General features: G+C 37.3%; 23 protein-coding genes and 1 other annotated feature (1 of these 24 only partly in view). All 23 genes read right to left on the bottom strand.

Features of this window, described 5'->3' with window-relative positions:
- Positions 1 to 105: a binding site (T-box leader), on the bottom strand (it extends 118 nt beyond the left edge of the window).
- Between the two features lie 49 nt (positions 106 to 154).
- The 23 genes from NPA36_RS05955 to rsfS all read right to left on the bottom strand — a co-directional run bounded on the left by NPA36_RS05955 (position 155) and on the right by rsfS (position 21,094).
- On the bottom strand, positions 155 to 748 hold the full coding sequence (locus NPA36_RS05955; protein ID WP_256945205.1) for a DivIVA domain-containing protein: 594 nt from the start codon (positions 746 to 748) through the stop codon (positions 155 to 157).
- A gap of 22 nt (positions 749 to 770) precedes the next feature.
- Positions 771 to 1,556 carry a YlmH family RNA-binding protein gene (locus tag NPA36_RS05950; protein WP_256945204.1) on the bottom strand — a complete coding sequence of 262 codons (786 nt, stop codon included), beginning with the start codon at positions 1,554 to 1,556 and terminating at the stop codon, positions 771 to 773.
- A gap of 38 nt (positions 1,557 to 1,594) precedes the next feature.
- Complete coding sequence (locus NPA36_RS05945) at positions 1,595 to 1,867, bottom strand: YggT family protein (RefSeq protein WP_256945203.1); 273 nt, start codon at positions 1,865 to 1,867, stop codon at positions 1,595 to 1,597.
- Positions 1,868 to 1,892: 25 nt separating this feature from the next.
- The gene (locus tag NPA36_RS05940) at positions 1,893 to 2,357 is read right to left on the bottom strand and encodes a cell division protein SepF (protein ID WP_256945202.1); all 465 of its coding nucleotides are present in this window, start codon (positions 2,355 to 2,357) and stop codon (positions 1,893 to 1,895) included.
- An 11-nt stretch (positions 2,358 to 2,368) separates the two neighbouring features.
- On the bottom strand, positions 2,369 to 3,055 hold the full coding sequence (locus NPA36_RS05935; RefSeq protein WP_256945201.1) for a YggS family pyridoxal phosphate-dependent enzyme: 687 nt from the start codon (positions 3,053 to 3,055) through the stop codon (positions 2,369 to 2,371).
- A gap of 9 nt (positions 3,056 to 3,064) precedes the next feature.
- Positions 3,065 to 4,342 (bottom strand): cell division protein FtsZ, encoded by a 1,278-nt coding sequence (gene ftsZ / locus NPA36_RS05930; RefSeq protein ID WP_256945200.1) that lies wholly within the window; start codon positions 4,340 to 4,342, stop codon positions 3,065 to 3,067.
- 49 nt (positions 4,343 to 4,391) lie between these two features.
- Positions 4,392 to 5,741 carry a cell division protein FtsA gene (gene ftsA / locus NPA36_RS05925; protein WP_256945199.1) on the bottom strand — a complete coding sequence of 450 codons (1,350 nt, stop codon included), beginning with the start codon at positions 5,739 to 5,741 and terminating at the stop codon, positions 4,392 to 4,394.
- Positions 5,742 to 5,928: 187 nt separating this feature from the next.
- A complete protein-coding gene (locus NPA36_RS05920) occupies positions 5,929 to 6,786 on the bottom strand; it encodes a cell division protein FtsQ/DivIB (protein ID WP_256945198.1) in 858 nt (285 codons plus the stop codon).
- A gap of 52 nt (positions 6,787 to 6,838) precedes the next feature.
- A complete protein-coding gene (gene murG / locus NPA36_RS05915; RefSeq protein ID WP_256945197.1) occupies positions 6,839 to 7,942 on the bottom strand; it encodes an undecaprenyldiphospho-muramoylpentapeptide beta-N-acetylglucosaminyltransferase in 1,104 nt (367 codons plus the stop codon).
- Positions 7,943 to 7,983: 41 nt separating this feature from the next.
- Complete coding sequence (murD, locus tag NPA36_RS05910) at positions 7,984 to 9,360, bottom strand: UDP-N-acetylmuramoyl-L-alanine--D-glutamate ligase (protein ID WP_256945196.1); 1,377 nt, start codon at positions 9,358 to 9,360, stop codon at positions 7,984 to 7,986.
- 30 nt (positions 9,361 to 9,390) lie between these two features.
- Complete coding sequence (gene mraY / locus NPA36_RS05905) at positions 9,391 to 10,356, bottom strand: phospho-N-acetylmuramoyl-pentapeptide-transferase (protein ID WP_256945195.1); 966 nt, start codon at positions 10,354 to 10,356, stop codon at positions 9,391 to 9,393.
- Entirely contained in the window at positions 10,353 to 11,861 is a 1,509-nt protein-coding gene (locus tag NPA36_RS05900; protein ID WP_256945194.1) for a UDP-N-acetylmuramoyl-L-alanyl-D-glutamate--2,6-diaminopimelate ligase, read from the bottom strand. Before NPA36_RS05900 ends, mraY begins: the two co-directional genes overlap by 4 nt.
- Positions 11,862 to 11,890: 29 nt before the next feature.
- A complete protein-coding gene (locus tag NPA36_RS05895) occupies positions 11,891 to 13,690 on the bottom strand; it encodes a peptidoglycan D,D-transpeptidase FtsI family protein (protein ID WP_256945193.1) in 1,800 nt (599 codons plus the stop codon).
- Positions 13,687 to 14,055 (bottom strand): cell division protein FtsL, encoded by a 369-nt coding sequence (gene ftsL, locus NPA36_RS05890; protein ID WP_256945192.1) that lies wholly within the window; start codon positions 14,053 to 14,055, stop codon positions 13,687 to 13,689. Before ftsL ends, NPA36_RS05895 begins: the two co-directional genes overlap by 4 nt.
- A 20-nt stretch (positions 14,056 to 14,075) precedes the next feature.
- Positions 14,076 to 15,032 (bottom strand): 16S rRNA (cytosine(1402)-N(4))-methyltransferase RsmH, encoded by a 957-nt coding sequence (rsmH, locus tag NPA36_RS05885; RefSeq protein ID WP_256945191.1) that lies wholly within the window; start codon positions 15,030 to 15,032, stop codon positions 14,076 to 14,078.
- A gap of 37 nt (positions 15,033 to 15,069) precedes the next feature.
- Positions 15,070 to 15,501: a division/cell wall cluster transcriptional repressor MraZ gene (mraZ, locus tag NPA36_RS05880; RefSeq protein WP_256945190.1), complete on the bottom strand. Its 432-nt coding sequence runs from the start codon at positions 15,499 to 15,501 to the stop codon at positions 15,070 to 15,072.
- Positions 15,502 to 15,898: 397 nt separating this feature from the next.
- Entirely contained in the window at positions 15,899 to 16,261 is a 363-nt protein-coding gene (locus NPA36_RS05875; protein ID WP_256945189.1) for a hypothetical protein, read from the bottom strand.
- Positions 16,262 to 16,276: 15 nt separating this feature from the next.
- Positions 16,277 to 17,743 (bottom strand): UDP-N-acetylmuramoyl-L-alanyl-D-glutamate--2,6-diaminopimelate ligase, encoded by a 1,467-nt coding sequence (locus tag NPA36_RS05870; RefSeq protein ID WP_256945188.1) that lies wholly within the window; start codon positions 17,741 to 17,743, stop codon positions 16,277 to 16,279.
- A gap of 104 nt (positions 17,744 to 17,847) precedes the next feature.
- Positions 17,848 to 18,027, bottom strand: a complete 180-nt coding sequence (rpmF, locus tag NPA36_RS05865; protein ID WP_256945187.1) for a 50S ribosomal protein L32 — start codon at positions 18,025 to 18,027, stop codon at positions 17,848 to 17,850.
- Positions 18,028 to 18,075: 48 nt separating this feature from the next.
- Positions 18,076 to 18,639 (bottom strand): DUF177 domain-containing protein, encoded by a 564-nt coding sequence (locus NPA36_RS05860; RefSeq protein ID WP_256945186.1) that lies wholly within the window; start codon positions 18,637 to 18,639, stop codon positions 18,076 to 18,078.
- 90 nt (positions 18,640 to 18,729) lie between these two features.
- Positions 18,730 to 19,959 (bottom strand): nucleotidyltransferase, encoded by a 1,230-nt coding sequence (locus tag NPA36_RS05855; RefSeq protein WP_256945185.1) that lies wholly within the window; start codon positions 19,957 to 19,959, stop codon positions 18,730 to 18,732.
- Positions 19,960 to 19,976: 17 nt separating this feature from the next.
- On the bottom strand, positions 19,977 to 20,738 hold the full coding sequence (locus NPA36_RS05850) for a class I SAM-dependent DNA methyltransferase (protein ID WP_256945184.1): 762 nt from the start codon (positions 20,736 to 20,738) through the stop codon (positions 19,977 to 19,979).
- On the bottom strand, positions 20,735 to 21,094 hold the full coding sequence (rsfS, locus tag NPA36_RS05845; RefSeq protein WP_256945183.1) for a ribosome silencing factor: 360 nt from the start codon (positions 21,092 to 21,094) through the stop codon (positions 20,735 to 20,737). The genes NPA36_RS05850 and rsfS overlap by 4 nt, the downstream gene beginning before the upstream one ends.
- Between the last annotated feature and the right edge of the window lie 2 nt (positions 21,095 to 21,096).

Genomic DNA, 21,096 nt, shown 5'->3' with positions numbered 1-21,096 from the left:
GTTCTCAGAGATGATATTGTTTTATTCAGGGATTGTTAACCTCGCACCAATTGTTAACTCGCTACAAATATGAATAATGCAATGTGTTCTCTTCAAAGAGCTACTAAAATAATACGATATTTTATTGATGAATGCAAGCTACAATCAAGCAAGATTATAGACTTGGATTGCTTTCACCTTCGATAACGTCACTTTGTTCAACAACGTCAACGGTTTCCTCAGCTTTCACTGCACGATTTCTACTAATAGTATCAATACTTGGAATAGAAATTTCAACTTCAGAAGGACTATTTAATAAGGTATCCCACTCTTCGTTTTTAATCATCTCCAATTGTGATTCAACCATAATTTGTAGTCGTTGTCTAAACACACGGGTTTCTTTCTTCAGAGAATCTGTTTCACGATTGATTTGATTTGCTTTTTCAGCAGCAGTTTTCAAGATAGAATCTGCTGTTTTTTCTGCTTCAAATAAAATAATCTCAGCATCTTTTTGTGCATTTTCTTTCAAACGGTCAGCAGCTTCTTGAGCCACAATAATAGATTTATTCAAGGTTTCTTGAATTTTATTAAAATATTCCACTTTTTCTTCGTTGAATTTCGCACGTTTCTCAAGGTCTTTATTGTCACGAATCAACTGTTCCATCGAACGAATGATTTCGTCCAAATAATCATTTACCAACTCAGGGTCGTAACCTTTGAATTTTGTTGGGAACTCTTTGTTATGAATATCAATCGGTGTAATTGTCATAGTTTTTCAGCCTCTCTTGATTCTAATTTTTTTGGAGTAATCCAATTTCCATTCGTATTTTATCTTTTTTAGTTCGGCCTTCAATACGCCTAACTTGTATTCGACCAAATCCTCTAATAGAAATTATGTCCAGCAAATCTAATTCAAAATCTGGTCTTTCTTCAACAGTCCAATTCACTTTTATTTTTTTTGCTTCAATTAATTCTTTGGATCGCTGTCTAGAAATGTTAAAAACCGTTGAGATCAAAGTATCTAACCTTAGTGAACTAACAACAGTTTGTGTTAATTCCCATTGGTCTTTTGGTTTCAAAATTTCCGTGTAAGGAATCTCTTCTAAACGGACACTAACTTTTCCCACTTTGGTAAATTGCTGTACCAAGTACTCTTTCATACTATTGACACAAAAGAACTGCCAGTTGTCACCATCAGAAATAATATCTCCAAACAAATCTCGTTCAATCCCCAGTCCCAATAAGGACCCTAATATTCTCCCATGTCCTAATTCGGAAAATTTCTTTGGGTATTGAATTTCATAACAGGATAATTGAAAATCATCTTGAGTAGGTGAATAGTAATTAGGATAGATCATCGCTCGTTTTCGTTCGGCAGCAAGATAACCACCCTCAAAAGAATAAGAGATATCATCATATTGGCCAACGATTGACTCCACAATAAATTGTTGTCTAGGATCCAGAAAATTCGTTAAAATTGGTGAATATTGACTCTCGCAATCACTTACCCAACCCTCGACAGTCGCGATAAATGCCTGCTCTTCTCTCCTAAAATGCTGTGTATGATCGGCAACCATTTCCTAACACCTCCCTAATTCAATCTGTCTAAATCATATTATCTAAAGAAAACCATGGTAAATAGCTGTACAACTCCAATTCTTACTAATTGTAAAAATAGTAAACCTGCCATTACTGAAAAGCTTAAGCCACCAAAAGAAGGAATTAAGCGATCAAAATAATAAAGGTAAGGTTGTACAAGTCGTCTAATAAATTGTCCAAACGAGGACGTTCTTGCCGTTGGTAACCAACTCATTAAAGCATAGGCTACTAGGATGATTGAATACAAGTCAATGGCATACAATATTATTTGTAAAATAGACAATAACATGCATCATCACGCCCCTTTCATCTTTTTAATAAAGACCATCTTGGTCCAGTTCATCTTCAAATACACCTTCGACACGAACATTGGCTGGTGAACAGATAAAGATTCCATCACGAACCTTTTGTACATCTCCGCCAATAGCATATGCAATCCCTGCCATAAAGTCAATAATTCGTCTAGCGTCAGCAGCTTCTAATCGTCTAAAATTTAAAAGCACTGTCTCACCAGAAAGTAAGGAATCTGAGATGCGTTCTACTTCAGAATATACCTTGGGTTCCACCACAAAAATTTTAGAGGGTTGTCTATTGACCGTTTTTGTCAAAGGAACGACATTGTTAGCCCTATGCCCTTGTCTAGTCTGACTAGTCTGTCTGTTTTCATTTTCCTGACTAGAACTAGTTTGACTAGAATCATAGTCTTGGAAATCATCCATTTGACTGAAATCCTCTTCATCCTCGTGTAAAAAATTAGTAAACTTTTGAAAAATGCCCATATGACATCCTCCTAATTCTTATTATTGGTAAACCAGGCAGTTCCAATCCTGAGATAGTTGGTCCCTTGACTGATAGCTATTGGATAATCATTACTCATACCCATACTCAAAGATAAAGGACTCTCCAAGTCATCTAGCTCCAGTTCAAGCTTTTCTTTCAATTCCCTTAACTCTTGAAAATATCCTTCAATTTGACTAGAACTTGCATTTAATGGTGCCATCGTCATCAAGCCTTCAAGCTTTATCATTGGATAGTCTAGCAGTTGCAAACAAGTGTTTATAACTTGATCCTTTTCAAATCCATGCTTAGATTCTTCCTTAGAGATATTAACTTCAATAAAACAAGGTATTCTTTTTGACGCACGTTTATTGATTTCTTCAGCGATAGACATGCGGTCCAAGGCATGAAAATAATCGATTTGATCAATAATCTTTTTAACTTTTCGGCTTTGTAAAGGACCTATCAAATGCCAGACAATATCATCTTGAGGGAATTCCGCTTGTCTTTCAAGCAGCTTTTCTACTCTATTCTCTGCGAAATGACGAAATCCAAGACTATACATTTCTTGGATTTCGTCAACTGTTCTATTTTTTGTGACGACAATTTCTTGAACGTCTTCTCTTAATCGATTAGCTGCTTGACAAGCGTCTTGAATAGAGCTTTTTATTCTTTCAACATTCCATTCAATTTCTGTCATAGTTAAGGCCTAACGATTTCTTTTTCTAAAGAAAGGAGGAGTATCTAAGGTATCATCAGCCACATCACGTTTGTTTTCAACTTGAGGTTCAATAAACTCATTTGATGAAAATGGTGAATCAGCATCCACAGATGATGTGGTGTCACGAACTGACGTTTCACGACGAATATCCCAGTCTCCAAAAAGATCTTTTTCATTCTTTTCTTCTACAGGTGCAGTTCTAGGCACTTGTTTTTCTTGGAATGTTTGAGGGTTATTGCTGATTTCTTTACGTTGATTGTTATTGAATGGTGAACGATTAGTACGGCTTACCGTTTTTTTTTCAACCTTACGTTCATCATCAATCCCTGTTGCAATAACTGTAACAATAACTTCGTCTCCTAAGTTTTCATTAATAGATGTACCAAAAATGATGTTAACTTCAGAAGTTGAGGCTGCAGCTACAATATCAGAAGCATCTTGCGCTTCGAACAAGGTTAAGTCTGAGCCACCAGCGATATTCAATAAGATTTGCTCTGCGCCATCGATAGAAACTTCTAACAATGGAGATGAGATAGCTTTTTTAGTTGCTTCCGCAGTACGGTTTTCACCACTAGCAACCCCGATACCCATCAATGCAGATCCTTGGTCTTTCATAACCGTTTTAACATCAGCAAAGTCAAGGTTAACATAACCTGGAGCTGTAATTAAATCTGAAATACCTTGCACACCTTGACGCAAGACATTATCTGCTTCACGGAAAGCTTCTAACATAGGTGTCTTTTTATCAACAATTTCTAATAAACGGTTGTTAGAAATGATCACAAGTGTATCAACATTCGCTTTCATTTGTGCAACACCTTCAGCAGCGAAACGGCCACGTTTTGGACCTTCAAAGCTGAATGGTCTTGTCACAACACCAACTGTTAATGCACCTTGGTCTTTGGCAATACGAGCAACAACTGGTGCAGCACCTGTACCAGTACCTCCACCCATACCAGCAGTTACGAAGATTAGGTCAGCCCCTTTAAGAGCTGCAGCAATTTGTTCTTCGCTTTCTTCAGCAGCTTTTAAGCCGATTTCAGGAAGAGAACCTGCACCTAGTCCTTTGGTTAACTTTGGTCCTAATTGAATCTTTATTTCTGCGTTAGAATTTTTAAGAGCTTGTGTATCTGTATTGGCTACGATAAACTCAACACCTTGAACTCCTTCTTCGATCATTCGGTTTACTGCGTTATTCCCAGCGCCACCAACACCAATTACTTTGATTACTGCGCCATCTAAGTTCGTATCTAATTCAAAATCCATTCTATTTCCTCCTATTTCCTTAACTACTTCTACGCTATGGTTTGTCAGGTTAATCGATAAACATTTTTAAGAAGTGTTTCACTCTTTCTCCAAAAGTATTATTTTCTGTTGCGTCATCAGTTGTTTCATTCGATACTATTGATTCATCTGTTGGGCTATTATTTGTTGTTCCAAATCTTTGTGATGAACGTTCACGTGTAGGAGCACTTGCTTCTGGAGTTGCAACAACTTTCTTAGCTTGTGGTTTGCCTTGTTGAGCAATCCGATGTACTTCATCTAAAGAAGAAGCATATTGGATAAGGCCCATACTTGTAGCAAATATTGGGTTTCTCATTCCCATTTGGCTTGGGATGTATGTTTTTACACTTACTCCAAAAATTGATTGAGCTAGCTCTACAACACCAGCCATAGAAGAGGCTCCACCTGTTATGATGATACCACCAGGTAATTTAAGGGCATCTACTTGATCCAGCGCACGTTTAACCGTTTCAAAGGTTTGAACTAGTCTAGCTTCGATAATCTCTGCTAAGTACTTTTCATCAACTTTAACAGGGTCTTTCTTCCCTATTGTTTCCACAGGGAAAAATTCATCATCAGATGTCTCAGATGCAATGGCGTAGCCATATTCACGTTTGATGCGTTCAGCATTTTCAAAACTTGTATTCAAGATGATTGAAATATCTTTTGAAACAAAATCTCCACCTTCTTGGTTAACAAAAGAAAACTTCAATTGGTTGTCATGCATAACAGAGGCACTGGTTTGTCCACCACCCATATCAATCAGGATGGTTCCAAATTCTCTTTCGCCTTGACTCATAGCGACTTGGCTAATGGCCAAAGGTTGGATAACCATCTCTTCAATATTCAAACCTGCTTTGTCAATGCATCGTTTGATATTATGAATAATGGTTTTAGGACCAGTAATCATGCTCGCATATAATTCTAAGCGTACACCAATCATACCACGTGGATCTTTTATGCCATCAAATCCATCAACGATGAACTCTTCAGGAATAACTGAGATAATCTCACGTTCTGGTGCCACTGAACGAACTTTTGCAGCAGAGATGACATTGTAAACATCTATATCAGTAATTTCGCGATTTTCGCTAGATACAGCAATCATCCCATGACAAGGCTCAATAGAAATTTGATTGCTTGGTATTCCGACAACAACATCTGAAATAGAGATGTTTGATTTTTGTTCAGCTTGCTTTACTGCTTTTTTGATGGATTCTACAGTTTCGTCAATATCAACAATGACGCCACGGCTTAATCCTTCTGATTTTTCATTCCCTACTCCAATAATGTTTAATTGACCTCTAACATACTCAGCAACTACTACTTTTATTGAAGTGGTTCCAATATCTAAACTGACATATATACCTTGATTTTTCACGTTTATTGAAACCTCCCTTGTCATATTAACAAAACAAATATGAATTTGTTTATACCTCTTTATTTTAACACAGTTTATTAGTCTAAAGGTAAAAAACCACATTAAAATTTTATATTTTAGTCTTTTTGTAACATTCTTATCATGATTAAAAAATATTTGGAATCAAAAGAACTTTCTTCTGTCTTACTTATTGGTTTGGTGTGAAGTAAACGCCGATTTCCATATCAATAATTCCTTTTTGATTGCCAATTTCTTTTTGAATCTGTGGGTAATAATTCAATTTACTTCCTAGGTTGGTTAGGTCAGCTTTGACAACTCTTCCATCCTTCATATCCATTCGAATAGCGTTAGCATTTGTGCCGCTTTTTGAATATGTAATTTCTGAAACCATGGCCAATACGTTTGGTTCAACCATGGCTAATTGTTTGGCTAGAGTTTCTACTTTACTTTGATCTGTAAAATCCTTTAGTAATGGATAATCCTGACTAGTTTGAAGGGATGATACTTCTATCGAAGTGGCATCAGCCAAAATTTCAAAGGACTTGCCTTGACTAGCATAACGAGCCACTGCTGGATTTTCAACAACCTCTACCACTAATGTGTTAATGCCTTGGACCATTATTTTTAAAGAAGAAACTTTTGGTAATGTGGATTTAACTTGCTGATTAATCTTTGACTGACTAGCCAACACTTGCCAGATAGTTTCTTGTGGCACGATGCCCAATTGATTGGTCAATTCACTTTCACTAGTTTGTCTGATGCCAGTCACCACTACACTATGAACTTTAGCTAGAGGCGAAATCAGATAAATTGTCCAAAATAAAATGACAGAAAATATAAGAATTAGTAGTGTCCAGACAGGGTGTCTTCTCTTTTTGACAACTGTACCTTGCTTATTTTTTTGAGGATTTTTTTTAGTAGAGCTATTCTGATTATTGATAGAGCTAGCATTTGATTGTTCCTGAGCCAACTCCCAAGGTGTTTTTTCACGTGGAGGCTGTCCGGTTTCTTGGCTATCATGACTTTTATTTTTATTTCCTTTCACCTTCTTGCCTCCTAACTAATTTCCTTCATGTACGTACTTATCTGAAAGTTATTTAGACAAGTAAGTCTTGAATTAATTTCCATAAACGGACACTGGCATCATTGATACCAAGTTGTTTGGCCGCTTGTGCCATTTTATTACGTAAATCTGTCTTGGCCATCAGCTCATCCACTGCATCGATAAAATTAGTACCTGTTAAATCTGCTTGAAGAATCATCAGAGCTGCTCCTTGATTAACCAGGGTTTGAGCGTTTGATTCCTGATGATTATTGGTAACATATGGGCTTGGTATTAAGATACTAGCTAAGCCCAATGATGTTAGCTCGGTTAAAGTAGTTGCCCCACTGCGACAAACCACAAGACTTGCTGATTGAAAAAGACTTGGCATATCTTTCATATAGGGAAAAATATGAACATTCTTTAACTTGGTTTGTTTACTGGCAATTGCTTGCTCAATGGTGGGATAGTGTTCTTCACCTGTGACCATGAGAACTTGATAGTCCTTGTCATCAAACAAAGGATAGGCTTCTACAAATGCTTTGTTAATGCTAGGTGCTCCTCGACTTCCACCAAATATAACCACTAATGGAATTTGAGGATTTAAGCCTAATTCATTGATTAGATCATGATTTGGCTCGGTTTCTAGTACCTCTTGTCCTCTAGGGTTTCCTGTTAAAACAATTTTTTCTTTAACATTTTGAAAATCATTTTGAACGTCCTCAAAGCAAATAGCAATTTTAGATACATAGCGTGCCAAAAATTTATTGGTCACACCAGCTACACTATTTTGTTCATGAATAATCGTTGGAATATGCAATTTTGCACCAGCATATAGAACAGGCGCACAAACATAGCCACCAGTTCCGATAATAATATCAGGCTTAAATTCTTTAATCATTTTCTTAGCATCTGAAATACTTTTTACCATGTAATAGGCAGTTCGTAAGTTTTCTAAAGAAAGTGAACGTTTCAAACCTTGCATTTTGATGGTTTGAAAAGGGTATCCTGCAGAGGGAACAATCTTGCTTTCTAATCCTTTTTGCGTGCCAACATAGAGAAATTCGACACTAGGGTCTTGGGCTTTAATATAGTTCATCAGTGCCAAAGCTGGATAGATATGCCCCCCAGTTCCACCACCTGATAATAATATCTTCATAATCAATCACCTTTCAACTTCCAAATGAAAGTAACTTTCTTTTATTGTTCTAGATTAGCAATCTGTTCAACTAGCTGAATAAATTCATCTCCACGAATTTCAAAATTTTCGTATTGATCCCACGATGCACAGGCTGGCGAAAAGAGAACAATATCACCCTCTTGGCTATTTTGGTAGGCCAGATTAACGGCCTGGTTGAGCTTATCCACTTGAATAATGGTAGGGATATGAGCTGTTTCTGCTGCCTCTCTAAGTTTATCCTTGGTTTGTCCATAAACAACCATCGTTTCTACTGAACTTAAATCAGGAATTAAATCTTCAAATCCATTTCCCCTATCAAGACCACCTGCGATAAGGACTATATCCTTATTACCAAAACTTCTCAAAGCTGTTTGTGTTGCCGTAATATTTGTGGCTTTGGAATCATTGTAAAAACGACGACTGTTTATTTCTGCAACAAATTGCGTTCGATGTTTTACACCTTTAAAAGCCTCAACCGCTGTTTGAATAGCTTGATTACTTACACCTAATAGTTTTGTGATGGCAATGGCTGCTAAAATATTCTCTACATTCTGCTCACCCGGAACTTGAATAGAGGTACGTGAAATAACTTTCTCACCATTGAAATAGAGATTTTCTTCATCACTGTAGGCACCCAACGTTAAGGCTTTTGTCCTAGAAAATGGAATAAGCTTAGCTGCAGAAATAGTCTTCACTAGCTGAGAAAGTTCAGCATCATCTGCATTATAAACCAAAAAATCACTTTCTTTTTGGTTCTCAGTAATACGTAATTTAGCTTCTATATAAGCCTCTCTAGTTCCATGATAGTCAATGTGAGCTGTAGAAAGATTCAGTATAGCAGCAATTTTTGGTTTAAACTCTTCAATTCCCATGAGTTGGAAACTGGATAACTCTGTTACATAAAAATCAGATGGTGTTGATGTTTCAGCCAATTGAGATAAAGGCAAGCCAATGTTGCCTGCTGCAAAAACTTTTTGATTTTTAAACTCCTCTGCTAAGATCATTGACGTAATCGTTGTCGTAGTGGTTTTACCGTTAGAACCAGTTATCCCTATCAAATTGCCTTCAAGGATACGGTAGGCTACTTCAATTTCCGTATAAACAGGTAAACCTAACTCTATAGCCTTTTCTATCATTGGGTTGCTATAGGGGATACCAGGGTTTTTTACTAAGCAAGCAAATGATTCTTCAAAAAGTTCCAAAGGATGACTACCAGTAATCACTCTAATACCTGCTTCAACTAACTCTTGAGCTTGAGGATTTTCTTCAAGTGGTTTCTGGTCATTGACTGTCACAAAAGCACCTAAGTCATTCAAAAGTTTGGCCACGCTGACACCACTTTTGGCTAAGCCTAGCACTAAAATACGTTGATTTTCAAAACCTGTATATAGTTTCATGAAATTCCTCCTCAAGGTTCAACCCTTCATCTATGAAATAAAAAATAGTGTCATTAACGAACCCATTAATCCTACTAAAGAAAATATGATTACAACTTTCCATTCGCTCCAACCACTCATTTCAAAATGATGGTGAATAGGGCTCATTTTAAAGATACGTTTGCCTCTTAGTTGGAATGAAGCCACCTGCAACATAACGCTAGCTGTTTCGCAGACAAAGACGATTCCAATACCTAATAAACTCCACTCATGGTGCAACATTAGTGAAATGATGGCTAGGCCAGCTCCTAAGGCTAACGAACCTACATCTCCCATGAAAATTTTAGCAGGTTTACGGTTGAAGAATAAGAACCCTAGTAAGCCTCCAACAACGCTTAAACATAAGATTAAGACTTCTGTTTGGCTGGATTGATAGGCTAAATAAGCATAGGTTCCGTAGGCAATAATATTAGTAGAAGCTGCTAGTCCATCAATCCCATCCGTTAAATTCACCGCGTTAGAAAATCCTGTAATCCAAATGATCGTAAACAAAGCGAAGATAAGAACATTTGACACATCACCGATAAATGGCAAATGAATCAAAGGTTCTTGACCACTCCATAAAAATAGCGTCACGAAAAGTGCTGAACCAATCAGCTGTGAAATAAATTTTTGCTTTCTATTTAAACCTTCATTCTGCTTATGGAAAACTTTGATAAAATCATCCGCAAAACCAATTAAACCAAAAAAGGTAAAAATAAAGATACCATTAAATAACTTAATGTTGAAGGTATTATATACCAATCCAAAAATGACAACTCCGATTAAAATTGTAGCTAAGAATACTACACCACCCATGGTCGGCGTTCCAGATTTCTGTTCATGCCAGGTTGGACCATCTTTTAAAGTTGTTTGCCCTAATTGTTTCACCCTCATAAAGCCGATGTAGAATGGCATTAGAATTAGAGTTAAGGCACAAACTATAGCTACAATAAATAAAGCTTGGGCTAGATTCATGATAGGTTCCCTCCATTTTCTGAGGCTTGTCTTTCTTGTAAAGCTTGAGCCACATATCCAGCTTCATCAAAGGCTACAGAGTACCCATTCAAATACTGGACACTTTCATGCCCTTTTCCAGCAAACACAATCAAATCCCCAGCTTCAGCTAATGCTACCGTACGATAAATGGCTTCCTTACGATCCTCTACATACTCGTGATTCGTTAAGTTAGTGGAACCAACCATTTCTACCATAATCTTTCTGGGATCTTCATCCCTTGGGTTTTCCGTCGTTAAGACAACCCAATCTGAATTTTCTAAGGCTAGCCGCCCTAATTCTGGTCGGATAGAATTATCACGATTTCCTCCATCATGTCCAATCATTGTGATCAATCGTTTATGTGGAATCTGCTTCAAAGCGATATAGAGCTTTTCTAATCCATCTGGCGTGTGTGCGTAATCCACAATAGCATTGATACCCAATGGATTAGCTATCACTTGCATTCTACCAGAAATCCCCTTGAAATCTCTTAAAGAATCAATAGCAGCTGACAAATCAATCCCATTCACATAAGCCGCTCCTAAAGCCGCTAAGGTATTAGACACATTAAATTCTCCTACCAATGGTATGGTTACCGGATAGACTTCATTTTGAAAGTGTAGAGTAAATTCTGTTCCATCTACGGCATAATTCAAATCACTGGTATAAAAATCTGCATCTTGATTAGCTAAACTATACGACACTACTTGAGCTGCAGTTCGATAAGCTAAGGTTTTGGAAAATGGGTCATCTAGATTGATAACAGCAAACCGTTGTCTGCCACCTTTACTACTATTACCGAGTTGTGAAAATAGAAGACTTTTGACAGTTCCATATTCTTCCATAGTCTTATGTGTCTCTAAATGCTCATGCGTTAAATTGGTGAAAACAGCCGTATTAAAATCAACGCCCCATGTACGCCCTTGGAAGAGGGCATGCGAAGATACTTCGCTTGCACACATGGAAACTCCAGCCTCAACCATTTGAGCCAATGTAGCTTGCATAAGCAAACTATCAGGTGTGGTATTGACTGTATCAAAAATCTGATCGTCAATCTTACGATAGATAGTTCCGATTAAGCCTGTTTTTTGACCTTGACCACGATAGATACACTCAATCAAGTGAGTCACTGTCGTTTTCCCATTGGTTCCAGTAACCCCAAACATATTCAAGTCTTGGCTAGGGAAACCATAAAAGGCATTAGCTAACATAGCCATCGCTCGCTTCACATCTTTAACATAGACAACTGGCTTATCACCAACTTGATCATCAATTGGTTTTGATGCCACAAAAAGACTTGCGCCAGCTTCATAAGCCTTTGCTGCATAATTATGCCCATCCACAGTCTCTCCGACAACGCAAAAGAAAAGTGTGTCGTCTTGAATATCCCTAGAGTTTTGTGATAAGTAATTAATCTCAAGTTCAGAGATATCCCCATTAATCTGTTTCATTTTAAGGTAGGATAGTAATTCACTAGCTTTCATTAAGAATTCCTCACTTTATTTGTAATTGGTCATTGATTGGTGCTCAACCGATTGTACTCTAACACCCGTTTCATAAATGGATTGAAAACTTCTTCTAAAATTGATGCTCCAGCCAGACCATCTGGGTTGTTTTGCGGTTGCTTAATCGTAACATAAAAAATGTATTTAGGGTCAGTAGCAGGTGCGTATCCAACTACAGAGTAGATATAGTTATTTCCTGAAGAGTAATAAGATCCAGTATCTGGATTAATCAATTCAGCTGTACCTGTTTTGGCTGCAATTTGCTCACCTTCAATAACAAAGTTTGTCGCTGTTCCCCCTGTAAATCCTGTAGCTTTGTAGAGATAATCTAAGGTTTTTTTAGCTGTTTCAGCAGAGATTGGTCTAGCCAGTGGTACCGGATCAATCTTTTTAACATCACCAGTCACTGGATTTTCAACACTGTCTACCAAGCGTAATTTCATCATTTGACCGTTGTTAGCAATAGCGGTAAAGGCCTGCATCATTTGGTAGACCGTAACGGTAATTCCTTGTCCAAAACCTGTAGACAATTGTTGCAGGTATGACTCATACGGGTTGGAGCCAGCAACTTCATTCAAAAAACCAGAATTGGTTGACATAGCAAATTGAAAATCATGTAAGTACTGCTTCCATTTTTCTACACCAATCTTTTCAATAATATGAACAAAAGCGACATTACTGGAATGGGCCAATCCTTCTAAGTAAGAAATTCTGCCCCATCCAACCTTATTATAATCGCTGACTAGGTCATCGTAAATCTTTATACTTCCTGACTGGTACATTTCGTTGGGATCAAAGACTCCCTCATTGATAGCAGCAGCTAACGCTAGAACTTTCATGGTTGAACCTGGTTCATAGGCTTCATCAGTTAAGAGGTTATTCCACATGGTATTGATGCCCTCTTTACTTGTCGCATTAAAGGTTGGGCGTTGAGTAGCAGCTAAAATATTTCCTGTTTTTGGATCTACCAACATAGCTGTCATTGAGTTTGGCTGGAATTTATCATTCACTTCGCTCATCAAACTTTCTAGATAGCTTTCCAACCGTTTGTCCAAGGTCAAATGGATATTCCCACCATCTACTGGCTGTTTCGTAACGACTTCGCTATTAGCGACTGGAATATCTTTCCCATCTGTTTGATAACGAATCTCCCCTGCCGTTCCAGTTAATTCGGTATTATATAGCCCTTCTACTCCCATCTTACCAACTAATTGTGGCAAAGATGTGCCTTCTGCATTGGATGTTTCCAAATCAGTATAACCCACTAAGTGAGATGCGAAGATCCCATTTGAGTAAAAGCGACTTGGTGATTCTGAGAATTTAATTCCTGGTAATTTTAAGGCATCAATCTTCATCTTTATCTCAACTGTTAAATTCATTCCTGAATTACCAAATTCTACTTGGTCAACACCTTTTTGTTTTAAAATATCTTCAATCTCAGTGACGGATAGGTCTAAAAATGGAGCAAGTTTTGCTGCAGTTGTTGGAATGTCTTGGACGAAGTCTGGTTTTTCTTCATTTTGGCTCCATTTGTTGGTTAAAACAGCATACAAAGAATAGGAAGTCGCATCAATAGCAATTGGGCTTCCACCAGCATCATATATGGTTCCTCTTTTGGCAGGCAAAATCTTGCTAACATTCGTAACATCTGTGATTTGTTGCTTTAAATCAACATTCCCATATTTTCCAGTCAACATAATACTTGAAAATTTAAATGAAAAAATGAGAAATAAAAGGACTGCAACACCCATCAAGCTAATACTCGCAATTCTTCTATTTCTCATTGATTCTTTTGTACTATTCTTCATTCAGTAACATTCCTTACGTTCGCTTCATCCATCTTCAAGCCTTGCTCTTGGGCAATTTTCATGACCCGATCATATTGTGATAATTCTTGTGTTGATTGAATTAATATGGAATTATCTCGTTCAAGCAATGTCGTGTCGCTCTTCAAGTTTTGAAGTGTAATATTTTTGTTAGCTACCATCATTTGTGTCACGATGGTTACTGTAGCTAAGACACTAATAAGTATAATGGACAAGGCGAAAAATCTCCAATATTTAAAGCGAACTTTTTCTTGAGGGATGACGATCTCTTTAGTTTTCGTTTCTCTTTCGACTTGAGGAATACTTACAGAGTCAAGACTTCTATAATAAGGATCTACTTGTGCCATAATTTATTCCTCCTTTCAGCCTACTCTTTGTTCTTTTTAATGCGTTCAATCACTCTTAATTTTGCACTTTGAGCTCTGGAATTTTCTTGTAATTCAAGCTCACTTGGTAAAATCGGTTTCCTAGTAATCACTTGATATTCTGCTCTTTCTTCCTGTTCTGGTAAAATAGGAAGATTTTTTGGTGTACTTTCTATAGTCGCTGCTTGTTTAAACATCACCTTGACTATGCGGTCTTCCAAAGAATGGAAGGAAATAACACTGATACGACCATTTACAGCTAGCAATTCTAAGGCTTGTGCCAAAGAATCTTCAATAGCCGCTAACTCATCATTGACCGCTATACGAATGGCTTGGAATATCCGTTTAGCTGGATGGCCACCTTTTCTCCTAGCTGGTGCTGGGATTGTATCTTTAATGATATCAACCAGTTGGTCCGTAGTTTTTATCGCTTGTGTTTGACGAATTCGCTCAATATTACGAGCAATTTGTTTAGAAAATTTCTCTTCTCCATAACGGAAAAAAATTCTAACCAATTCTTGGTAGTCCCATTCATTAACAATGATTTCTGCTGTTAGTGGCGAACTTTGGTCCATACGCATATCTAAGGCAGCTGATTGGTGGTAGGAAAACCCACGTTCAATTTGGTCCAACTGAGGTGATGAAACCCCTAAATCATAGAGAATGCCATCTACTTCATCAATACCATGTTCATGTAACTGCTCTTTAATTTGGCGGAAGTTAGCATGGATAAAGGTAACCTTACCAGCTTGGGCTTCCTCTTTCAAAAATTCTTTGGCATGTTCTAAGGCTTGAATATCTTGATCAAAACAATAGAGATGTCCCTTTTCAGACAATTTCGACAAGAGGTATTTACTATGTCCTGCTCCACCCAAGGTACAATCCACATAGATACCATCCGCTTGAATATTTAATTGGTCAACAGTTTCATGTAAAAGTACGGTAGTATGTTCAAACATGGCTCTCTCCTTTAGGAATTCTTAAAAAGCGAGCTTTCTAAAATCCAAAATCAATCATATTTTCTGCTAATTCTTCGAAGTTCTCTTCAGCACTTTCAGCAAATTCTAACCAACGTGCTTCACTCCAAATTTCAATGCGATCTGAAATGCCGACAACACGGCAATTTTTTTCTAATTTGGCAAAATCTCTTAAAGTTTGTGGGATATTAACTCGACCTTGCTTATCAATCTCTACTTCTGTTGCTGCTGAGTAGAAGAATCGTGTAAAGGAACGTGATTCTTTTTTTGATAAGGGCAGTTGTTTTAATTTTTCTTGAATTTGTGCCCATTGTTCAGCCGGATAACCGAATAAACAACCGTCAAATCCACGGGTAATTATGAATGATAGACCTAGATCGTCACGGAATTTTGCAGGAACAATCATACGTCCTTTTGCATCAACGGTGTGTTGATATTCTCCAATTAACATCTAGTCTCCTCCTATCCTTTCATAATGTACCCCTAGTCTACCACATTCCACCACTTTCCACCACCAGTTTATCAAAAAAACCAAAAAAAATTACATCTTTGTCATCCAGTCTTCATATATGATGAAATTATTTTTTCTAACCTGTGTGTTACTTTCTAGAGCAGAAAAGTATTACCTTCTTTAAGCTATTCATCTTTCCAATTTATCTACCAGCAATAAATATGGTGGTGGCCCCCCTTTCGATTTCTGATACAGTTCTCTGAAACTCTTATCTTATTCTTAAATTAAAAAAGTGTTTAACATCAACCTTTATGACAAGTTGATGTTAAACACTTTTTGAATGATTACATTTGTACGATTGTTTGAATGTATTAAAAACTCTAAACTAGTTTAATTTTTACAGAAAACGCATGATTTGCAAAACAATAATCATAAGTAGGACTAGAAAAAAACTAACTGAAGCTATTCGATGAAGAAAAACAAATGGACTCATTCTACTATCCTTTTTTTGAATCCAAAAGAGACTTATCAAAGCTATGACCGATACAACCAGTGTGAAATAAGGGATAACAGAATAGCCTACCACAATTAATCCAGTAACGTAGAGCCAGACTAATAACATAGGCAACATAAGCTCACGAAAAGTGATATAACCGAATTCATTGTAATAGAGCCTATTTCCTATAAATCGTTGCAAGAGAACACCTTGTAAGACTATCACCAAAATAAATGCTATTTCATAAATTAACCCAATCGTCATACAACCCCACCTAACTTATTGATTAAATGCCACCCTTATTAACTCTTCTTCATCAAAAGCTTCCTTAACGCCATTAATCAATTGGTAATTTTCGTGACCCTTACCAGCAAATATAACAATATCACCATCTTGTGCCAGTGACGCTGCTAATTGAATGGCCATTTCACGCTTTTCTTCAGTATAAACCTTACACGTTGAATGTGCAAATGACTGCTGGATATCTTCAATGATTTTTGAAGGTTTTTCAAAATCTGGGTTATCAGACGTAATTATTGCCAAATCTGCATACTTTGCCACCACATCACCCAATTCTTTACGGCGCAAATGAGACCTTCCACCCACTGAACCAAAAACAACTATAAGCCGCTTGTAATCATAGTGTTGAATCGTAAGAATCACATTTTCCAAACTAAAGCCATTATGTGCATAGTCAAGAATCACTAACACATCATTCTTAGATGGGATAATTTGCATACGTCCCTCAACCGAAATGAATGATAAAATTTCAACAACTTGACTCAAATCCTGCTTCAAATAATCTGCCACAGCCAACACAACCAAAGCATTATAGACACTAAAACGGCCAGGACTAACAATTGATACCTCAATTGCTACGGAACCCCTTTTCTCAAAAAGAAAATTTGAACCCAAATAATTCGCACCCTTAACATAGTCAAGGTGACTGGCTAAGAAATCAGCCCCACTATTAAAACCATAAGTTTGATAATGCTTAGAAAGCCCCATAAAATTGGCTGCAAAAGCATCATCTGCATTTATTAAAGAGTGGTCTGTCATTGTAAACAAATGCTGTTTCCAATGTAAGTATTCTTCAAATGAAGCATGTTCTAAGTCCCCCACATGGTCGTTAGCCATATTCGTAAACACCGCTAAATCAAAGTGAATATGGTTTACTCTACCCATCATTAAGCCTTGAGAAGAAACTTCCATAAAGCAAACTTTTACCTTATGTTCTACCATTTGAGCCATAATTTTTTGAATCTGATAACTTTCTGGTGTGGTATTATCAGTAGAAATAACTTGATCAAAAAAACGACTGCCATTTGTACCAATAACTCCAACAGCTATCCCTATTTTTTGCAATACTTGATAGAGGAGTTGACTAGTTGTTGTCTTTCCTTTAGTTCCTGTTATCCCAATCACCTTCATGTTTCGAGAAGGGTTTCCAAAAAAAGTGGCTGATAGACTGCTTAAAGCCTGACGACTATCCTTAACCACAAGCACTAAGGCATCTTCTGCCAAATGAACTGCTTTTTCAACAATAAAAATACGACAACCTAATTTATAGGCATCCTCAATAAAGTCTAGCCCATCCACTGTACGCCCTGGCAAAGCAAAATATACGGTATTCACTTTTGCTTCTTTAGCTACATAAATCAAATCATCAATATTTGAGTCTAAAAGAGTCTCAGGGCCTATGATCTGCATAATAGCTTCATCTTTGATTAAATCTTTAAAAATCATTCAAAAACCCCATTTTCTCTAGTATTTCCAATTATTATACCCTTCTTTAAAACAAAATAAAACCTACCCTTTATAAAAAAGAGTAGGTTTATTTTAAGTAACAATTAAGCTTCTTGTGATACAACTTCTTTTCCATCGTAGTATCCACATTCAGGACAAACGTGATGGCTCTTTCTTAAAGCACCACAGTTTGGGCATGCGCTAAGTCCAGGTACTTGTAATTTAAAGTGTGTACGACGTTTTGCTTTTCTTGCTTTTGATGTTTTACGTTTTGGTACTGCCATTTTTCTACACCTCCTATTATCTAAAAACTGCTTTGCGTGAAAGTAAGCTTACTCTTCAGTCTCATCTTGATCAAAAAATGATTGCAGACTTGCTAATCGAGGATCAACGGTCTGTTCTTTCTGGAGCTGCTTTTGCAAGCGATATTGTTCTTCAGAAACAAGGTTCCAGTCTTGACCACTCGGCATAGAATCTTGATCCATCTCTTCTTTTGATAGTACACGCAATGGTATCGAAAGCAAAATGGTGTCTTCAACTGCCGGTTGCAAATCAATCCAATCATCTTCTAGTGGAATAACTATTTCCTCAGTAGCCGATTCAGGTAGTTCATTTCCTAAGTAAGCTTCTGGGACATATCTTTCCCTAACCTCAAGCTCCATGGGAACTTGTACAGGCTGTAATGATCGTGATGAAGGAAGTGTGATGTCTAATGTACATTTGAAATGAGCAACCACTGAATGATTTTCATAAAGTAAAAATCCTTCAATTCTTACTGGAGATACCGCCAAAACTGACAAATCTCTAGCTTTCAATGAATTTTCAACGTTCAAGAATTCATCAAAATATTGTGGTTCCTCTTTTAAATCTTCAAGCTGTTTCAATGATTTTTTCACATTTTCACCCCTAAAGCAACAAAATAAATTATACTAGTTTCCACTTTCTTTGTCAATGCTTTCTACTTTACAAGTAGTAAAAATGGCTATTTATCTTTCACTTTGTTGTCGAATTGGTATTCTTTTTATATTTTGTTCTTGAATTTTTTGAGGATTAGCTAGCTGAAAAACTCTATCGTAACGATATTGATTGGCTAGAACCTCTTTTTGTGCCGCATAATTGGTTACAAAAGTTGCGTCCGATTCATGGTGCAACCTTTTCAGATACTTTTGTCCATTGGGGGTAAACCCTAAAACTTGAATGACATTTTTTTCAAGACTATTGTAATAATCTTTGACCTGTTCTTGGGTAACTGACAAAAGACAGTAGAGACTTACTCTTTGAATCCTTGTCCTAGTCCATCGTTTAGTTTTCACTTGATTAATGAAGTCCTCAAATGTGCTTGACCGTTGTGCAGCCTCTTGGAACCGAGGTATCAGTCCAAACTCCATCTGATAGATGCATTCTAATTTCTCTGCAGACTTAATCGTCAAAATATACTGTAAGATAGGCCAAAAATCTGCCCAAGAGACAGGATAGTGTTCTTCGTAATAAGGCTGCCCATCTTGTAGGTCATTTGGCAACTGATCAGAAATGGCTTGCCAATTGATTTGACCTGAATCGGCTAATAAAAGTTTCCTTAAACTAGTCCCGCTAGCATAACTCTTGTCCTCTAGCTCTACTTGATTATGGCCGGCTCCTTTTCTAGCAATAGGAATAATTTCCATCTCTTTCTTAGAGCTTAGGATAGCTTTTGTATAGGCAAGGCCTAATAATTGATTAGGTTGATTAATGACTTTTTGAAGGGCCTGACTACTTGAAAAATGCTCTTCTACAACCTGCCTATACTGCATAGGATAAGCATGCGATTTATAAGTTTGACTTTCTTTCAAATGGTGATGTATACCAGCATCGAGTTCCTTAGATTCTACCGCCGCTTGATAAAAATCATCCGCCACCGCTCCCTCACTACCAAAGGCCAAAGCACAACAATTAGCTGATTGAAGAATATCTACTCCAGCTCTAGCAAAATAGTCAGCTGACTGCACACATCCTAGAGTAGGTATTTCTAATACAAGATCTGCTCCATGATTTAGTGCTACTTGTGCTCGCGTCCATTTGTCAAAGATAGCTGGCTCGCCTCGTTGGACAAAATTTCCACTCATGGCAACCACAATCACTTGTGCTTTGGACTTTATACGAGCTTGTCTAAGGTGGTAAGCATGCCCTTGGTGGAAGGGATTATATTCGGCAATAACTCCACAAGCTTTCAAATCCATCCTTATTCACCTACCTCTTACTTTTGACAGATAAAAAACCATCTAGTCGTATGATCGTCTAACTGACTTTTGCCGAAATCCGCCATGACTTTAACAGCTGTAAAGCCAGCTTCCAAAAGTGCTGACTTATATTCCTCAATCGTGAAAGAACGTTCGACATGCACCTCTTCAAACCGTTCATATAAAGGTGACTCTGATTCATCTTCTTGATCGGCTAAGAACATAGTAATAACATGTTCCACACTATTTGGATAATCATATTCATAGCTTTGCCAGATAAACGCAAGGTCCTCATCGGTATATGAATATTGGTAACCTGGGAAAACCTGTGTCATCTGATAGATAGAATGCACATCAAAAAGGAATAATCCACCTTCTTCAAGAATAGATACCACCGAAGCAAAGACGGATTTAACATCTTGAAAATCAGTCAAGTAGCACAAAGAATCTGAATAAAGAGTCACCAGGTCTACTGGGTCAAAATCTCTTAAATCACGCATATCTGCTTGTACCCATGCAATCTCTTGACCGTGTCTATTAGCTTTTTCCTGTGCAATGGCTAACATATTTTCGGACAGGTCAACCCCCACAAGTGTAAACCCTTGTTCAGACAAATCAATGGCTACTTTGCCAGAACCACAGGCCAACTCCATAATATTCTCTACTGGTCTTTTAGCATACTGCTCAATGGATGTACGAGTGAAATCTATCCAAGATTGGTAGACTTCCTGATCCATGACCTGGTCATAGACGTGGGCAAAAGTTTGGTAATTAATCATTTTGCCTCACTAGCCACGTTAACAATTGGGGCATCCGACCATAATTTTTCTAGATTATAGAAACCACGTTCTGAATAGTAAAAAATATGAACAATTACATCCGTTAGGTCGACTAAAATCCAGCGACCTGAATCTTTTCCTTCAATACTTTTTACAGTATAACCATTCTCTTCTACAACTTTTTCAATTTCATCAACAATTGCTTCCATCTGTTTCTCATTTCTAGCGTGTGCAATAACAAAATAATCTGCCATAGGTGTTAGATTTCTAACGTCTAAAGCGACTATTTCCTGAGCTAACTTATCATCAGCTGCAGCTATAACGATTTGTAATAATTCCTGACTTGATTTTGTCATCT

This window comes from Granulicatella seriolae (assembly GCF_024543085.1).
GTDB lineage: Bacteria > Bacillota > Bacilli > Lactobacillales > Aerococcaceae > Granulicatella > Granulicatella seriolae.
The sequence above is the reverse complement of the archived record's forward strand: the minus strand, read 5'-3'. Positions and strand labels throughout refer to the sequence as shown.

Bases quoted from the DNA above. Each gene is read 5' to 3' on its own strand.
- NPA36_RS05955 (WP_256945205.1), bottom strand. From the start codon at position 748: ATGACAATTACACCGATTGATATTCATAACAAAGAGTTCCCAACAAAA.
- NPA36_RS05950 (WP_256945204.1), bottom strand. From the start codon at position 1,556: ATGGTTGCCGATCATACACAGCATTTTAGGAGAGAAGAGCAGGCATTT.
- NPA36_RS05945 (WP_256945203.1), bottom strand. From the start codon at position 1,867: ATGTTATTGTCTATTTTACAAATAATATTGTATGCCATTGACTTGTAT.
- NPA36_RS05940 (WP_256945202.1), bottom strand. From the start codon at position 2,357: ATGGGCATTTTTCAAAAGTTTACTAATTTTTTACACGAGGATGAAGAG.
- NPA36_RS05935 (WP_256945201.1), bottom strand. From the start codon at position 3,055: ATGACAGAAATTGAATGGAATGTTGAAAGAATAAAAAGCTCTATTCAA.
- ftsZ (WP_256945200.1), bottom strand. From the start codon at position 4,342: ATGGATTTTGAATTAGATACGAACTTAGATGGCGCAGTAATCAAAGTA.
- murG (WP_256945197.1), bottom strand. From the start codon at position 7,942: ATGAAGATATTATTATCAGGTGGTGGAACTGGGGGGCATATCTATCCA.
- murD (WP_256945196.1), bottom strand. From the start codon at position 9,360: ATGAAACTATATACAGGTTTTGAAAATCAACGTATTTTAGTGCTAGGC.
- mraY (WP_256945195.1), bottom strand. From the start codon at position 10,356: ATGAATCTAGCCCAAGCTTTATTTATTGTAGCTATAGTTTGTGCCTTA.
- NPA36_RS05900 (WP_256945194.1), bottom strand. From the start codon at position 11,861: ATGAAAGCTAGTGAATTACTATCCTACCTTAAAATGAAACAGATTAAT.
- NPA36_RS05895 (WP_256945193.1), bottom strand. From the start codon at position 13,690: ATGAAGAATAGTACAAAAGAATCAATGAGAAATAGAAGAATTGCGAGT.
- ftsL (WP_256945192.1), bottom strand. From the start codon at position 14,055: ATGGCACAAGTAGATCCTTATTATAGAAGTCTTGACTCTGTAAGTATT.
- rsmH (WP_256945191.1), bottom strand. From the start codon at position 15,032: ATGTTTGAACATACTACCGTACTTTTACATGAAACTGTTGACCAATTA.
- mraZ (WP_256945190.1), bottom strand. From the start codon at position 15,501: ATGTTAATTGGAGAATATCAACACACCGTTGATGCAAAAGGACGTATG.
- NPA36_RS05875 (WP_256945189.1), bottom strand. From the start codon at position 16,261: ATGACGATTGGGTTAATTTATGAAATAGCATTTATTTTGGTGATAGTC.
- NPA36_RS05870 (WP_256945188.1), bottom strand. From the start codon at position 17,743: ATGATTTTTAAAGATTTAATCAAAGATGAAGCTATTATGCAGATCATA.
- rpmF (WP_256945187.1), bottom strand. From the start codon at position 18,027: ATGGCAGTACCAAAACGTAAAACATCAAAAGCAAGAAAAGCAAAACGT.
- NPA36_RS05855 (WP_256945185.1), bottom strand. From the start codon at position 19,959: ATGGATTTGAAAGCTTGTGGAGTTATTGCCGAATATAATCCCTTCCAC.
- NPA36_RS05850 (WP_256945184.1), bottom strand. From the start codon at position 20,738: ATGATTAATTACCAAACTTTTGCCCACGTCTATGACCAGGTCATGGAT.
- rsfS (WP_256945183.1), bottom strand. From the start codon at position 21,094: ATGACAAAATCAAGTCAGGAATTATTACAAATCGTTATAGCTGCAGCT.